At 43.5% G+C, this 15,172-nt stretch carries 9 protein-coding genes; 3 read left to right on the top strand and 6 right to left on the bottom strand.

Annotation, left to right across the window (positions count from 1 at the left end; genetic code table 11):
• The first annotated feature begins 17 nt into the window (after positions 1–17).
• Positions 18–683: a class I SAM-dependent methyltransferase gene (locus V7K62_RS07260; protein WP_334863127.1), complete on the top strand. Its 666-nt coding sequence runs from the start codon at positions 18–20 to the stop codon at positions 681–683.
• Between the two features lie 189 nt (positions 684–872).
• Here the strand turns inward: V7K62_RS07260 and V7K62_RS07255 are convergent, their stop codons facing one another.
• The 4 genes from V7K62_RS07255 to V7K62_RS07240 form a co-directional block, all read right to left on the bottom strand.
• On the bottom strand, positions 873–2,555 hold the full coding sequence (locus tag V7K62_RS07255) for a fasciclin domain-containing protein (RefSeq protein ID WP_334863125.1): 1,683 nt from the start codon (positions 2,553–2,555) through the stop codon (positions 873–875).
• 1,088 nt (positions 2,556–3,643) lie between these two features.
• The gene (locus tag V7K62_RS07250) at positions 3,644–3,790 is read right to left on the bottom strand and encodes a hypothetical protein (RefSeq protein WP_334863123.1); all 147 of its coding nucleotides are present in this window, start codon (positions 3,788–3,790) and stop codon (positions 3,644–3,646) included.
• A gap of 467 nt (positions 3,791–4,257) precedes the next feature.
• Positions 4,258–8,112 (bottom strand): CHAT domain-containing protein, encoded by a 3,855-nt coding sequence (locus V7K62_RS07245; protein ID WP_334863120.1) that lies wholly within the window; start codon positions 8,110–8,112, stop codon positions 4,258–4,260.
• A 197-nt stretch (positions 8,113–8,309) separates the two neighbouring features.
• Positions 8,310–8,996, bottom strand: a complete 687-nt coding sequence (locus tag V7K62_RS07240) for a hypothetical protein (RefSeq protein WP_334863118.1) — start codon at positions 8,994–8,996, stop codon at positions 8,310–8,312.
• Between the two features lie 386 nt (positions 8,997–9,382).
• On the opposite strand from V7K62_RS07240, the gene V7K62_RS07235 reads away from it, so the two are divergent.
• Positions 9,383–11,494, top strand: coding sequence for a DNA polymerase III subunit gamma/tau (locus V7K62_RS07235; RefSeq protein WP_334863116.1), 2,112 nt, complete (start codon positions 9,383–9,385; stop codon positions 11,492–11,494).
• Positions 11,495–11,555: 61 nt separating this feature from the next.
• On the opposite strand, the gene V7K62_RS07230 is transcribed toward V7K62_RS07235, so the two are convergent.
• Entirely contained in the window at positions 11,556–12,962 is a 1,407-nt protein-coding gene (locus V7K62_RS07230; RefSeq protein WP_334863114.1) for a glycosyltransferase, read from the bottom strand.
• Between the two features lie 594 nt (positions 12,963–13,556).
• Between V7K62_RS07230 and ebsA the strand changes: the two genes are divergently transcribed.
• Entirely contained in the window at positions 13,557–13,931 is a 375-nt protein-coding gene (ebsA, locus tag V7K62_RS07225) for a type IV pilus biogenesis protein EbsA (RefSeq protein ID WP_334863112.1), read from the top strand.
• Positions 13,932–14,285: 354 nt separating this feature from the next.
• On the opposite strand, the gene V7K62_RS07220 is transcribed toward ebsA, so the two are convergent.
• Positions 14,286–15,089, bottom strand: a complete 804-nt coding sequence (locus V7K62_RS07220) for a PEP-CTERM sorting domain-containing protein (protein ID WP_334863110.1) — start codon at positions 15,087–15,089, stop codon at positions 14,286–14,288.
• Positions 15,090–15,172 lie beyond the last annotated feature (83 nt).

Raw genomic sequence — 15,172 nt, 5'->3', positions numbered from 1 at the left:
CAATTCTCTCATCTACCATGCCAAAACAATCTATAGGTCTTGATAAGCAACTCTACAATTATCTTTTATCCGTTTCGCTACGGGAACCAGAAATTCTTGGGAAGTTACGCCAAGAAACCGCCAATCATCCCCGGAGTGGAATGCAGATTTCACCAGAACAAGGGCAGTTTATGAGCCTTCTAGTGCAGTTAATTGGAGCGAAGAAAACCCTAGAAGTTGGAGTGTTTACGGGTTATAGCTCACTTTCTATAGCTTTGGCACTACCAGATGATGGGAAAATTATTGCTTGTGATGTGAGTGAAGAATTTACTGCGATCGCTCGCAGATATTGGCAAGAAGCTGGCGTTGCCGATAAAATCGATCTCCGATTGGCACCAGCTTTGGAAACTTTAGATCGGCTATTGGCAACTGGGCAAGCCGATACTTTTGATTTTGCCTTTATTGATGCTGATAAAGAAAATTATGATGCATATTATGAGCGATCGCTGCAATTAGTGCGTTCAGGTGGATTGATTGCGATTGATAATGTTTTATGGTCTGGACAAGTAGCTGAAGAGCAAAATCAAGATGAAAGTACCCAAGCAATCCGGGCGCTGAACCAAAAGTTACATCATGATCAACGGGTAACACTCTCCCTTGTCCCCATCGCCGATGGACTTACTTTAGCCATCAAGCGGCCCTAACTAGGGGCGCACATCTGTGCATTGGTGTCAACTTCATCTGAAATCTTCTGACTGGATGAGTTTTGCCCTTACCCCCAGCCCCTCTCCCAATTTTAGGAGAAGGGGTTAGGGGATGAGGGCAATAACTTCTACCTTAAGTTGACAGCTATAACAGATGTGCGCCCCTATCGCCTGTTCTACTTATATTACTTAGAAGTTGTAGCCAAGTCCGAATAGTAGTCCGACATCAGTTTGATCCATAAAAGCAGCATTTACAGCACCTGTTAGCGTAAATTTAGAACCGAGAGGAACGTCTACACCACCAGTTAGCAGTAATCCAAAATCAGTATCGAGATTAGCTTCAATGGCTACGCCAGCACCTATGTAAGGAGATATAGCGTAAGTTCTTTCGCCCACTGAACCTGCTCTACGTGGAGACAAATCCAAAGTCAAGGGAATCATAAACAGTGTATCGTCCCCAAAGATCACCGATGGTCGCACTGATATATTGCGTGTCAGACCAACTTTACTGATTACTGCAAAGTTACCGTCGCTCAAAGCTGTATCGTTGCCGCTCAAACCTATGTTACCAGCAACTCCGATATAGCTTCTACCACCAAGAGTAGCTCTACCTGGTGTAACTTCAGGCGTTGTACCATTTGTGGTTCCTGTTGGTGGCTGATTTAACTGACTGATGTTAACATCGGGCGGAATCAGAACTTGGTTAATTGCATGGATAATACCATTGCTAGCTTTCACGTCAGCCTGGATAACTCTGGCATTATTCACCGAGACTTGATTGTTAGCGGAATCGATTTTAATATTTACAGGTCTTCCTTCATCGGTTGTCAATTCCCCTGCCGAGAGTTGACTAGCAGTTACTGCACCAGGAACCACATGATATCTCAAAATCTTAACTAACGCTTCTTTGTTCTCCGGTTGCTGTAACTGTTCTAAGGTAGCAGCAGGCAAAGCAGCAAATGCTTCATTGGTGGGAGCGAAGACTGTATAAGGGCCTGGCTGTTGAAGAATATCTGTTAGACCGGCTGTCTTTAATAAAGAAGTCAGAGTTGTAAAAGAATTACTGGATGCCGCCAAAGAAACAATATCAGTACCGACAGGAGTTCCAGCTACAACATACTGACTAGCTGGAAGATTACTAGCAATGGGTTGCAGCCGTCCCTGTTTAACTAAAGCTTGATATAAAAGTGCTGCTGCTTCAGCACGAGTCAAAGACTGTTGTGGATTGAGTTGTTTTACATCTGGGTAGTTGACAACAAGATTACCTACTGTCGCTGCTGCCACACTCCCAACAGCATATTGCGGGATAGCTGAGGCGTCGTTGTAGTAAGTACTGAGAGTACTTGTATCGCCACCAGTTAAACCTAAGCCAGTACTTAAAGCAACGATTCCCTGTACTCTGGGAATTTCTTGATTTGGTTTAAACACGTTCCCAGGATAGCCTGCCAAAAACCCAATTTCGTAGGCATTTTGAATTGCAGAAGCTGCCCAGTAGTTAGCAGGAACATCACTAAATCCACCTGCACTTAATTGCCGAACTCGGTTTTGGTTACTGAAAGCTTTTTGAATCAAGGCAGCAAATTCAGCACGAGTCACAGGCTGATTTGGTCTATAGGTGCCATCAGGAAAGCCACTAATCACGTTATTCTCAGCTAGGGCTTGAATGAAGGGACGCGCCCAATAATCTGAGGAAACATCAGACAAGTTAACTGTTGAAGTTGGTGATGGTGTCGCAGGTGATGGGGTTGCAGATGGAACAGGAGTTTGAGATGAAGCTGGGGCAGAAATTACGATGGGACTTATTGTAGCAGCTGTCATTCCCAGAACTAGCAAAGCAACCTTTGTTGATGACCAACGAAACAAACTAGACATGGAAATATCCTCTTTTCAATTTCTTGGGTTTACTATTGGAAAATACTGGATGCAAGGTTAAATGAATACAAATATCCAGATAATTATTTGGTTTGCCCTGATATGGAAAGCAGAAATGAAACCCGTTAACTCTGGAAAATTCAAAGGTGGGACATTATGAGTAGCTGCTCTGATATCTCATAACATTTATCCAAATGTTGACCACACGATAGTAGCGAATTCCTATTTGTTTTTTTTAAGAACCCCAGATCGCACTAAAGATAAGCAGGCATACTGTGGCACTATTCTCTGTTGCAACAATAAAGATAATTAATGCAAGTAGGCGATTTTATCAGTTCTAAAATTGCAGTCAAGCAGTAAAATAATTGGCTTTTAATAGCCGTCTCTTTATAATTGCCGAGCAAGCTTAATGCCGTCAAACTAAATGTATCATGATCTTTAGCAAGATTTTAAATAAAATGTATCCTGGCGATATGTTCTATTGTTATTGTTTGTTAAAAATTATACAACTAACTAATGGCTAGATTTTGAGGAAAAACTTTCACTCTTTAGATAGTTGTCCTTGATGGCAAACTTTCAAATACTAGACTGGAAATTAGCGATCGCAATCAAAAATTTCGACCATGATTGCGCCAATACTTCTGGCTAGGAATTATTTTTTTACAAAAGACTATTTCATGAAAAGGAACCCACAGATAAACTCGTATTTTTAGCAGAGGTCTAATCTGTATCGGTTCTGCTCACAACTCCTCTGGAGGTAGGGCAACAAATCCGGTTTTTATTCCCCGCTTGAACCCTGCTTTTTCATAGAAGTGCAACGTCTCCTCGCGTTAGCAAGGTCAGCCACAATGTAATACAATCGGGGATCACGTAAGATCGTATCCCAGATATAGGAATCATATTTGATTTCTGAAAAAATCTCGGTAGTCTTGTAGTGGACTGTCATGGCTTTAATGTTGCAAAAAAATTGCTTTGTTGGGTGGAGGCTTTGCGTAACCCAACATCCTGATAATCAGTTGGGTTGCGCTCCGCTCCACCCAACCTACGTCTAATGCACTATTTTGCCTAGACAGTCCACTACGTGCATTTCAAAAATCAAATACTAGTCCTATAGATTGTAAAACATCATCAGCAGGTAAAGGCGCATCGACGGGATTTAGGTGGTGATACAACCCCAGAAGTTGGGGAAGTTCGTCGCGTGTAATTAGGCGAACGGTAATTATGGGTTTATACATCGCTCCTGTAATATTAGGATGTGTACTGATAAACTGGACGAGCGATGTCTACGACGGGCGTAGCTGCAATACGGTTCGGTTAAGGTGCATAGGTTTTAAAGATCCCCCTTAGTCCCCCTTAAAAAGGGGGAAATAGAGCGATTTTTAGTCCCCCCTTTTTAAGGGGGGTTGGGGGGATCGTGTCTTATCCGAACCGTATTGGGCGTAGCTGCGGCACTTCTGTTTCAGATGTCGGATAGGGGCCAGCCCCCGATTGCTCAGATTCTTGCTGCCATAAAAGGGAAAAAATTATTTGAAATCTCTTAGAGACGCTACGGGTAGCTTGCTTCTTTGTTCGCGCAGCGTCCCGTAGGGAAGGAGTACGACTTCGCTCGGCTTTCATACTGAGTGAAGTCGAAGTATTAAGATTTGCTTGAGGTCTGAATCCCAGTTCAAATCTTCCCCTTCCCAGTCCCCAGTTCAAAGGATTAATTCGGCTTACCCATAATCGTAAAAGCTGCCCAGTAATAAGGATGATTATAAAGATTTTTATCTGATGCCATTTTACTATTTCTATATAGTTGTGTTGCTAAATAAGTTTGAATTCGTACTTCTTCAGGATGCAAATTATTCAAGACATCTTCATACCATTTTGTCAGTTCTCCAGCAGTTAGTTCTTTCAGCCATCGTGTTGCTTCAGCTAAGGCAGTAACTGCTGACTTATTGGGCTGTAATCGTCGGTAGAACTCGATCATCACCAAAGCACTAGCCGAAGATTCTACACTCCAGAGAGTACTCACTACATGAGGTACGCCCTGACTCACAAAACCACTAGCTAAACTCACATATTCGCTGATAGTGTAGTTGCTAGTACTTAAATTTTCACAGGCAGAGAGGGTAATAAGGTTGTAACTTGCCAGATTTTGCTGGCAGATTTCATCTAAAGTAAGTCTGTCTTCACCTGCTAATGCTAACTCTGACTTTTTTGGTTCAGCTAAATTATTAGTAGCATTACCCGTAAAATGCCAGATATTGTAATTATCAGATAAGGCATTTTCGACAATATTTTTTGTAGCTTCTGCCCCCTGAATTCGTTGAATATTATTGAACATCTGACTCACAAGTTCAGACTCCAGTTTGGCAAATTTAAGTGTGGGATAACCTGTACTTTCAGGATGTTCAACACTGAGCAATAACTTATTTTGCCACTGCCAAATATCCTCAGTTCTGATTGATAAACCTATTTGGGCACTAGGTAGATAGGTGACGGTGAAATTTGATTCCACATTGGGTAACTCTTCCGAAGATGGCGAAGAAAGATGGAAAAGTGTATGAATGGGCAATCTGTACAAGTCACGATGAGGAATTAAGACCAGTTGGGTGATGCCTTCGAGTTCCTGGGCAATTGTGGAAATATTCAGGATTTCATACAGTTGCAACAGCTTCTCTTCCATATCAACTCGCCAAGAATGCTGGCTTTTACTTTCTTTGTCTTGGGCCGTGCTGCGATATTCTTGGTATTGTTGATGCCAATCTTCTAACCAAGCTTCAAATTCAATTAGGCGTTGCACTGCTTCGGGTAGCGGCAATTCATTTAGACGGATAGCGTCTTCTCCTAAAGGTATTACCCCAGCATCTTGCATGGGTGTAAACAGGAGAATTGGTGATGGTGCTTGGTCTTTGAGAATAAATGTGTGTAGAGCAACTGGACTAATATGCCAGTAAATAATTGCTGTTGTGGGATTGAATAGTTGTTGAATTGCGCCATAATAAGGCGAGTAAATATGATCATTCCAGCCAGAAAGTAGCCAGTTGAAACAAGCATTTTTACCTTGTTCAGCAATTTGCCAAGCTTCTACTAAATCACCAGATTCCACAGCTAAATCAACTGCCAATTGATCGAAGCCGGCAAATTTCAAAGCTAGCTGTTTTTTACTTTCGTCTGAGCGAGTTTCTTCACTCAGCAATTGTTGTAATAAATCTGTGCCACGTTGCAGCAATTCTTGAACTTGTGTTGTTTGTCCCAAACCCATCAACACCTTGCTTAGAGATTGTAAAACCTCTAGGTGCAACTGGGGAAAATATTCTAATGTCAGGGTTAACAGCGCCTGATGGTACTCAGATGCGGCTTTGCGCCAATAATCGCGGGGATTAGTATGTTTCTTACCTTGCTCATAGTAAGTATTAGCGATCGCAAAATGCAATCTACCCCAACCTTCTGGGTGGGTATCAGTCCGGAGATGCTTTAACCCTTCCTCATAGCTGGCTAATTTTCCTTCGTAGCCGCCCTGTTGTAAGGCGGGATTGGTTGCTGTGATACTACTTACCAAGTTCAGCAATACGTCAGAGTTCACTAAATGACCGATCGCAGTTCCCCGACCAATCCAAGCTTCCCAATAGTCTTGTTTAATTTGCAAAGCGTTGTCATAACAAGCGATCGCTTCGGCAAATTGTTCTAAATAAAACAGTGCTACTGCCTGATTATACCAAGCTAAGTGGAAGTCGGGTTTAATGGCGATCGTTTGCTGATAGGAGGCGATCGCTTCTTGGCGGCGTCCTAAGTTGTCTAATGCTATACCCCGGTTGTACCAAGCTAAGTAGAAATCAGCTTGAACTGAAAGTGCTTTGTCCCAGGAGGCGATCGCTTCTGACCACCTTCCCAAATTAAACAGCACCACACCCCGATCTATCCAAACTTCGTGGTACTCCGGGTTAATTTCTATCGCTCTGTCGTAAGATATAATCGCCTCGGCAAATTGTTCACTTACAGCTAGGGCTATGCCTCGGTGATACCAGTTTTCTGGGTCTTCTGGTTCTAGATGTAGCGCTTGGTCATAACTAGAAATAGCTTCTAGTAGCCAACCCAATTTCAGCAGTGCCAAACCCTTGCTAGACCACGCTTCTTGGTAGTCTGGCTTGATTTCTATGGCTTTGTCAAAAGAAGCGATCGCTTCTTCAAAGTATCCTAATTCTCCGAGAGTTCCACCCCGGTTGTACCAAGCTTTGTAGAAGTCGGGTTTCAGTTGTGTGGCTGTTTCATAAGAAGCGATCGCTTCTTCAAAACGTTCTAAATGAAACAGCGTCAAGCCGCGATTAAACCAATATTCTGAGAAATCGGGTTGAAGTTCGATGGCTTGATCATAAGATGCGATCGCGCCTAACAAATCACCTGTTTTCGCTTGCTGAAGACCTTGATAAAACCACCCTTGAGCGTGGGTAATCGGATTATCGCTATGTCGCTCAATAATACCAGGGGAATTACTGCTTTGAACTGCCAAATCAGAAGCAAGTTGCTGGACTAAATTGGTACTTTGATCCAACCTCACCCACAACTCATCTAAGGTATTAGCTACATTTGGCTCTAAATTCGTCAAAGTATTATCCCAGGTTTCCACCGAGTCAGACGTTGCTAATTCAGTCCTTTGCCTAGTGGAAAGGAGATTTGCTGGTGTTGTAAATTGAACAATTTCTTCTTCACCGTCGAACCTCAATTGGGCTAACGAGGTGATTGAATCTTCCGCTGCCGGGAGAGGAACATTTTCGGGTATTGTGGTTTGGGCATCTTCCCTTTCATATTCCAATACCAATTCCTCTAAGTTTTCCGGCAATCTTTCCTCAAAAAAGGCATTTTGAGGTGCTGATGTTATTGGTTGAACATCTGGGACATCATATTCCCATAATTGTTCACCTAAGCTACGGATTAGCTCTTGTCCAGGGGAAGTTGGGAGAATTTCTTCATCGGTTGTAGTTTCTACCACATCTGGCTGATCATACTCCCATAACTGCTCGCCTAAATTGCGGATCAGTTCTTGCCCAGGAGTAATTTCTATGACATCTGGCTGATCATACTCCCATAACTGCTCGCCCAAATCGCTGATCAGTTCTTGCCCAGGAGTGATTTCTACGTCATCTTCTGCTTGATTATCCTGAGACTCTATCTCTGTGGGTAAGTTTTGCATTAGCCGAATGCCAATGTTGTATGCAACTTCTCCAATTCTGCCAACACCAAGTTCCCCCAATTGCACCATCTGTGTTGCTAAAAGAGGATTTGGTATAGGTGAAGCTAGCAAGCTTTCGCCAAACATCACCAACCAATCTATCCAGCGTTCAGCCGGAATGCGATTTTCGATCCGTTGCAGATACCTCAATGCCCACTGTCGTCCTCGTGCTTGATGCACGCCTTCTAACAATTGGATAAACAATTGTTCCAGATCCGCATTGGTTAGTTCTGGTAGTACCTGCACGAGATTGCGTCCTCTCGCACCCTTGAGAGAACTATTCTGTTTACTTGCAATGAGGCGCTTTAAAAACCTTTTAAGCGACTGCGATATCCGCCTGAGCATCTGCCACACTCTTGGATTTTGTTTTTCTAGATTCTAGCCATCGTTGTGTTAAAAAAATCATCAATTACCTAAAAATCCATTAGATTCGGACAGCGCTTCCGTAGCACGTTAGCAAAAAATATACAAATCTTCAAGAGCATAGCATTACAACGTTACAATTCCCAGGTTTAACTCTTGAATTTGACTCTGGCAAGCAGTTAATTTTCTGTTTGCTCTGTAGTCGATTGACCGGCAGGATATAATTGACTAATTAATGCCTGGACAAGCAGTTGTGGATCGTCTGTTTCAACGGCAAGCTGTTGAGCAATCTGCTGACGTAAGTTTTCATCCTCCTGCAACATCACAAACAACTCTTCTAGGGTGACAGTTTGGTATTCTCCCTCTGGGGGGTTCTCTGGTGCATCTGCTGACTCTGATACTAGGGCAGTTGGCTCAAAGGGCAAAGTTGTGCTGATCGCATCTGGCCCTTCATATTCCCAAATTGGTTCGCCTTGATTGCGTGTCAACAACTGCATCCCGATATTATAGGCAACATCTCCAATTTCTCCGATGCCCAACTCACCCAGTTGCACTAACCGCGCAGCCATTTCATTATTGGGTGTGGGAGATGCTAGCAATCTGTCGCCAAAGCGCCCTAACCATTCAACCCAGTCTTCAGTTGGGATGCGATGTTCAATATTATGCAGCCACTTCCGTGCCCATGCTTCTCCTCGTGCTTGATGTACTCCTTGCAACAGTTCGTTGAAGAGAAATTCCAGATCCGTATCGCTTAAGGGTGGTGCTGGTTCTTTTTCCACATTCCCCTTAGATTTTGAGGTAGTCTGTTTTCCACCAAACAAGCCCTGAAAAAGCTTTTTGAGCCATTGAAATAGCCGCTTGAGCATCTGCTACACCATCGAATATTGCTTATCCTAAGATTGTAGCGATCGCACTGGACTATGGCGTTAGTTCAGTCAATAAAACGTATAGTCATTTGTCATTAGTCATTTGTCATTTGTCAAGAGTTATTCTTCTCTGCTCCCCAGTCTTTTAAATAGAACAAATGTACTAAATGCTATGCTATAATTCCCATACATTGATGTTGAAATCATAGTAGAGGATAAGCTCTAGTTGCTTGCTTTTCGGAGTGCCAAAATATACGGCATTAGTTGAGTCTGGCGCTATGGCAACATCGATAAACAAAGCAGGTACGAGAGTTTAAAATAATTGAATCCCAAACTCGACTCGGTGCTAGTAATAAACGTTGAAAGGCATTGAAGTCTATATTTCCATGTCTTACGAACCCCTGCACCACAAATATCGCCCCAAGAGTTTTGCTGAACTGGTGGGTCAAGAGGCGATCGCTACCACCCTCACGAACGCGATCGGCACATCCAAAATCGCCCCTGCCTATTTATTTACTGGGCCTAGAGGTACGGGGAAAACTTCTAGCGCCCGGATTCTGGCTAAATCCCTCAATTGTCTCAAAGGTGACAAGCCCACGGCTGAACCCTGCGGCGTGTGTGAGGTTTGTCAGGGGATCACCAAGGGCTACGCCTTAGACGTAATTGAAATCGACGCTGCCAGCAACACTGGTGTCGATAATATCCGCGAATTGATTGAAAAAGCCCAGTTTGCTCCTGTGCAGTGTCGCTATAAGGTTTATGTAATCGACGAATGCCACATGCTCAGTACCCAGGCGTTCAACGCGCTACTGAAGACCCTAGAAGAACCACCGAGACACGTCGTTTTTGTATTGGCGACAACAGACCCGCAACGGGTGTTACCAACGATTATTTCGCGCTGTCAAAGGTTTGATTTTAGACGCATTCAGTTAGAGGCGATGGTGAAGCATTTAAGTGCGATCGCCTCTATAGAAAATATTCATATTTCACCCGATGCTGTCACCCTTGTAGCTCAACTTGCACAGGGAGGGTTACGGGATGCCGAAAGTTTGCTCGACCAATTGGGTTTGTTAGCGGGTGAAGTGACACCAGAGCGAGTTTGGGATTTGGTGGGGACGGTAAGCGAACAGGACTTGCTGGGGCTGTTAAATGCGATCGCTCAAGATAAACCGGAAGCAGTTCTAGACTGTACTCACTACATCCTAGATCGTGGTCGAGAACCCCTAACTATTCTGCAAAATCTCGCCGCCTTCTACCGCGATTTACTCATAGCCAAAACTGCACCCAACCGCCACGATTTGGTTGCTTGTACTCAGCAAACTTGGACAGCGCTGGTTGAGTTTGCTCAATACTTCGATATAAGCGGGATTTTAGCGGGACAGCAACACCTACGCACATCAGAAGTGCAAATAAAAAATACCACCCAGCCGCGTTTGTGGTTGGAGGTAACATTACTAGGATTGTTACCCAGTGCGACAAATATTCAACCACAAGCCCCAAGTGTCGCGTCGCGAGTTAACACACCTGCTGTATCTCCAGCAGTTGCCCAAAATCACCCAGTCTCTTCTGTACCTCTAGCTGAACCGCAAACAAATCATAATTCTGCATCCCCAAATCATCTAGCGGCTGCCCAAAATCAGCCTGTCACTTCATCTCCCCCAGTTGAACGGCCAACAAATCACAATTCTGCTGCTAACTCAGTTTCACCAGCAACCCCAGAACCGGTATCTGTACCCGTGTCACCTGCGAACATTGAACCAGTAACTTCAGAAGTTGTTGGGGAAACAGAATATGACTTAACTCAGGTTTGGCAACAGGTGCTTGCTAACCTCCAGCCAAAATCAAGTCAAGAAATGCTGCGTCAAGTGAGCCATCTTGTAGAGTTCGACGGTGTTGTGGCTCGAATTGCGACCAAACAGGCATGGTATGACAAGGCGAAATCTTATCTACCGATGATTGCGGCAGCTTTCCAACGGACTTTCCAGCGTGAAATTCAGATAAATATAGAAAAAGGAACTTCTTCAAACTCTACCTCAGCCAAAAAAAATCCTCCCCCAAAAGACTCTACTCGCGTTCAGCAACCACCCACTCCCAGTTACAATCAGCAAATTTCGCCTCCAGCGCCAGTACCGCAGCCAGCCACTCCACCACCAGCGCCGACACCAGCAAAAAATGGAAATGGGACAAATGGCAATGGGACAAATGGAAATGGGACAAATGGCAATGGGACAAATGGCAATGGGACAAATGGCAATGGGACAAATGGCAATGGGGCAAATGGCAATGGGACAAATGGCAATAGGGTGCAAACTTTGCCTCCAACTCCAACCCGAACACCCGCACCTGATTGGGAACCTGACGAAGTAGCGATCGCAGCTCAACGTTTAGCAGAATTTTTCAACGGACAAATTATCCGCTTCGCAGATGATTCCACAGAATTCTCCGACTCTATAACTACACCTGAGTGGGTAGAAGAATCAGAAGTTGATGATGAATAAAAAAAAATGCAAAATTACCAAATATAATTTTGCATTTTGAATTTTGAATTTCCCAAAGGGGCTATTCCCCATTCCCCGTATGCAAAGTTTTCACCCATTTCAGCCGCTTTGGTCTTACCGACATTCGGGCAGTAGTACTGCTCATGACGACTAACCAGTGCAACATATATAAACTGCCACGCAGGGTTTGCACCAGCATCATAAAATATGTAGAAAGTGGGAATTTTTGATCTTGACGTATCCGTTTCAGACCTGTAAACATCCCTACTATCGACATAGAAATAGACAAGCCTGTGATCGGACTTAACATTGGTGGACGATGACGAGCGATCGCCATTAATAAATCTGGTACTGCTGCTGTCGGCAAAATATACATAATCAGCAGAAAAATCAGCAAATCCCAGCTTTTCCGCCATCCCATGCGGTTTTTGAGAATTAAATCCCAATAATCCAGATAGCGTTGATATCCGCCTTCTGCCCAACGGTTGCGCTGATGCCAAAGTGAAACTGCACTTGTCACTCCTTCTTCTTGCACCGCTGGATGAAAAACACACTCAATATCCCATTTATCCAAATGTAAGCGGATTGTCAAATCCAAATCATCGGTAATGGTTTCTTCATTCCAGCCACCGCAGCTTTCCAAGGCTGAACGCCGGACAAATTGACCATTGCCCCGCAGTTCGCCAATACCACCAAGGGCAGTTCGCTGTTGCTGAAACCAGGTATCAAGTGCCATTTCTGCCATTTGACCCTTAGTCCAAAAGTTTTCTTTAGCGTTGGCGATCGCTTTTCGCACCTGCACCGCCCCCACCTTTTCTCTTTGAAATAAAGGTATTACCTGTTGCAGCAAGTCTGGTGTCACTTGGGCATCAGCATCAAATACTGCGATAATATCGCCCTTTGTTAGCGGCAATACCTGATTCAACGCCCCCGATTTGCCACCAGTAGCTTCTGCTGAACGCCTTAGTACTTTCAGTTGGTCGTGTTTCTGTTCTAGTTCTGCTAATAAATGTGGCGTGCTATCACTGCTGTGATCGTCAATTATCCAAATTTCGTACTGCCCACCTGGATATTCCAGATTACAAAGATTTTTGACTAATTTAGCAATTACCGCTTCCTCATTTTTTGCAGCCACTAATAAAGATACAGAAGGCAAATCTCCCTGTATTTCTTTTGGATAGCGACGGGATTTAGTAAACACTACCACCAAAGCATGAAATCCTAGAATGGTGGTCAGTCCTAGAATAAATATGGAAGCCCAAGAAACTAAATGTAGAGCGATCGTGCCACTCCAGACGATAGTCAAGACTAGAGCTGCTTTGCCTCTACGACCTTGAAACCGGGGTGTTAGAGATACAGGATCTGTCTCTAACACTGACTCCTCATCTACTGATAGGTCAGACAATAAGGAGTTGAGCGGATCAAGCTCTTGATAAGAATCTTCTTCGGGCCAGGAATTCGCTGGCATAGGTTAGGTTGCTTGATTCAAAAACCAGTATTTGTCTACAGTTAGTAATTTTACGGACAAATATCCCTAAGCTACTTTTCCCGATCTAATCGGAATGGGCAAACTGCAATACCCGCTATCCCTAAGCCAAAAGCCGCTGGGATTACCTTTGTTGTCACCGCCACTCTGCGTAATTACCTCATATTAACCACGTTTGCTACTCTTAGACAGAGGCTTGATTCCTTTGATAGCCACTTGGGCAGGAAGCTTGTAGAGTCGGACTTTCTCTAATGAAAACTCCGGTTTGGGCAAAGTAATAGCAAGGTAGCAGCAGCTTTTTGTTGGGAAAAACTGCAATAACGGCATCCACCACTTTACAGTAGGGATTTTTAGTGTTACCGTTCCCAGATTCGATAACAGTTAATGCAGCATCATTGTAACCGAAATTTTAATATTTCTTAGCAGTAACTTCATTTATTGGGCATGGGGTATGGTTATTCTCCTTGTCTCCCTCATTCCCCACTCTTCACTATGTGCTTTAGACACATCTTTGGGGAATACTACTAATAGCCACTAATATCCCTAGTTGCCAACTAACTTGAGGAATATTTAACTATGACTATTGAGCAACTCCAGCCTGCCACTCAACAACAAGCCAGTGTTTACTTACCTTACGTTCAGGGCGCTAGGCGCAATTTCTTACCTTATGCCATCAGTCTTTATCAAAAAGGGGTCTTGGAGGGACATCGGAAAATCGAAGCCAGCGAACATGTCCCCTTTGTCGCCTCCTGGAATGTTGCTACTTTACCCTCAGACTTAACCCGTTGCCGAATCCAGTTTGATGGCAACGCTGACATGAGTTATGAACTGATGATGGCTAGTTTCGAGTTTATTAATTTTTTAATTGAACTTATGGACAACTATAAACGTTATCGCGTTACCGATTTTTCGCAACCGTTTTACCGCAAGCTACTGCGTATAGATGATTGATTAAACTCAGCCGGACTTTTGCAAGTTCGGCTTGTATTTAAAATTCCCCTAGTAGTTTGTCAATTTAAATTAATGGGTAAGCAAGTTCGTAGTAAGGACTTTAGTCCTTATTTTTTAAGAGGATGTTTTAAAAGTTCTTTCGTCGGTAACAAAACGTTTTAGATCCCCCTAAATCCCCCGATAAATTGGGGGACTTTGATTCGATTCCGGTTCCCCCCTTGTTAAGGGGGGTTAGGGGGGATCTAGAAGTGCCTAAAATTACATCTGACCACTTTTAAAACATCCTCTAAGGTCATTTACTCACAAGGCACTGATGCTTAAGCCTTGTGAGTAAATGACAACAGCCTCCCAGTTTTAAAACGTCTTCTTAAGTCCGATGTCTTTTCTTCTTTTCAGAACGATACCAAAACCAGCTACCATCAGAGTTCCGAGAAGGCTAGCGGGTTCTGGAATAGAAGTTTCATTTATAGGTACTTTGATTCTTAAATTTGCCAAGGTAGCGTTAGTTATGGTCAAAGATGTTACGCTTGGCAAACCTGGGATATCGGACTGGAAATCAAAGACTGTGGGAGTTAAACTACCATTGGGATTACTATATCGTTCCCCATATCCACTCACTTCAAAAGTACCTTGATACTTCCTTCCGGTGTCGGGGTCGGTGACAGTACCAGTATAGAAGGCTTTTGTGAGATTAAATTCATCCTGAACTACTCCTTGAAATGTGGTTCCTGCCAATTGTCCTTGGTATTTATAGGGTGTCAACTGACCACCAGAGAGAACCGGCGATGTGAGAACACCATCAAACGAGACAAAGGGAATACCTTTAAAGTCAACAAAGTTATGCAGACTTCCATCAGAACGTGTTTCTACCTGTAAATAGTCTGACTGGTATACAGGAACATAATTAGGATTATTATTAGTACCTAAGTTCCGGTAATAAGTTCCAGTTTCATCCGTATCAATACGAGTAATACTGTTATTGAAATTGGGATTATTTCTGGGAAGTTCGATAGTTCCTGATAATGTGCCAGTGCTTTCAATTGTGATGAATTGAGCAGCAATTGCACTTGCTCCACTGAAAGCGATCGCTACTGCTGCTAAACAACTGCCGCTAACAACTGCAAAACCTAGTTTAATTCCTGATGAACTAACTTTCATGTAACTTCTCGCTCCTTTAATTGCCGATGGTAAACACACCTAATCTGCTGAGATTCCTTGCAAATATTTCTCAAGCATGATTT

Origin of the sequence: Nostoc sp. (assembly GCF_036917935.1) — a bacterium.
GTDB lineage: Bacteria > Cyanobacteriota > Cyanobacteriia > Cyanobacteriales > Nostocaceae > Nostoc.
Note: the sequence above shows the minus strand (reverse complement) of the source record. Positions and strands in the feature narration are given on the sequence as shown.

Coding starts and splice junctions, on each gene's coding strand:
- V7K62_RS07240 (WP_334863118.1), bottom strand. CDS start 8,996: ATGCTCAAGCGGCTATTTCAATGGCTCAAAAAGCTTTTTCAGGGCTTG.
- V7K62_RS07220 (WP_334863110.1), bottom strand. CDS start 15,089: ATGAAAGTTAGTTCATCAGGAATTAAACTAGGTTTTGCAGTTGTTAGC.
- V7K62_RS07260 (WP_334863127.1), top strand. CDS start 18: ATGCCAAAACAATCTATAGGTCTTGATAAGCAACTCTACAATTATCTT.
- V7K62_RS07230 (WP_334863114.1), bottom strand. CDS start 12,962: ATGCCAGCGAATTCCTGGCCCGAAGAAGATTCTTATCAAGAGCTTGAT.
- ebsA (WP_334863112.1), top strand. CDS start 13,557: ATGACTATTGAGCAACTCCAGCCTGCCACTCAACAACAAGCCAGTGTT.
- V7K62_RS07255 (WP_334863125.1), bottom strand. CDS start 2,555: ATGTCTAGTTTGTTTCGTTGGTCATCAACAAAGGTTGCTTTGCTAGTT.
- V7K62_RS07250 (WP_334863123.1), bottom strand. CDS start 3,790: ATGTATAAACCCATAATTACCGTTCGCCTAATTACACGCGACGAACTT.
- V7K62_RS07235 (WP_334863116.1), top strand. CDS start 9,383: ATGTCTTACGAACCCCTGCACCACAAATATCGCCCCAAGAGTTTTGCT.
- V7K62_RS07245 (WP_334863120.1), bottom strand. CDS start 8,112: ATGCTCAGGCGGATATCGCAGTCGCTTAAAAGGTTTTTAAAGCGCCTC.